The 859-nt window shown below is 63.2% G+C and carries 2 pseudogenes; both read left to right on the top strand.

From position 1 onward, the window contains the following. Window positions 1-419 (top strand): annotated as a pseudogene (locus DM813_RS00030) (acetaldehyde dehydrogenase); the annotation flags it as partial. 10 nt (window positions 420-429) lie between these two features. Continuing rightward, window positions 430-859: pseudogene (locus DM813_RS00035) on the top strand (4-hydroxy-2-oxovalerate aldolase); the annotation flags it as partial.

Genomic DNA, 859 nt, shown 5'->3' on the forward strand with positions numbered 1-859 from the left:
AGTTCACCGAAACCACCAGCAAGGCCATCGAAGTGATTGGTGGGGCTGCGAAGGGCAAGGCGATCATCATCATGAACCCGGCCGAGCCGCCGCTGATCATGCGCGACACGGTGTTTGTATTGTCTGAGGCTGCTGATCAGGCGCAGATCGAAGCCTCCATCGAGGAAATGGCCGCCGCCGTGCAGGCCTACGTGCCGGGCTACCGCCTCAAGCAAAAGGTGCAGTTCGACGTGATCCCCGAGGATGCGCCGCTGAATATCCCCGGCCACGGCCGCTTCTCGGGCCTGAAGACCTCGGTGTTCCTCGAGGTCGAAGGCGCCGCCCACTACCTGCCAGCGTATGCCGGCAACCTCGACATCATGACCTCCGCTGCCTTGGCCACGGCCGAGCGCATGGCGCAGTCGATGCTCAACGCCTGAGGAAATCGCCATGACGTTCAATCCCGGCAAGAAAATCTACATATCCGACGTCACCCTGCGCGACGGCAGCCATGCCGTGCGCCACCAGTACTCGCTGCAGAACGTACAGGACATCGCCCGCGCGCTGGACAAGGCCAAGGTGGATTCGATCGAAGTCGCCCACGGCGACGGCCTGCAAGGCTCAAGCTTCAACTATGGCTTCGCCACGCACACTGACCTGGAGTGGATCGAAGCGGCCGCCGATGTGATCAGCCACGCCAGGATCACCACCTTGCTGCTGCCCGGCATCGGCACGGTGCATGACCTCAAGGCGGCCTACAACGCCGGCGCGCGGGTAGTGCGCGTGGCCACGCACTGCACCGAAGCCGACGTGTCGAAGCAGCACATCGAGTACGCCCGCGAGCTGGGCATGGACACCGTCGGCTTTTTGATGATGAGCC

This window comes from Pseudomonas alkylphenolica (genome assembly GCF_004025535.1).
GTDB classification, from domain to species: domain Bacteria; phylum Pseudomonadota; class Gammaproteobacteria; order Pseudomonadales; family Pseudomonadaceae; genus Aquipseudomonas; species Aquipseudomonas alkylphenolica_A.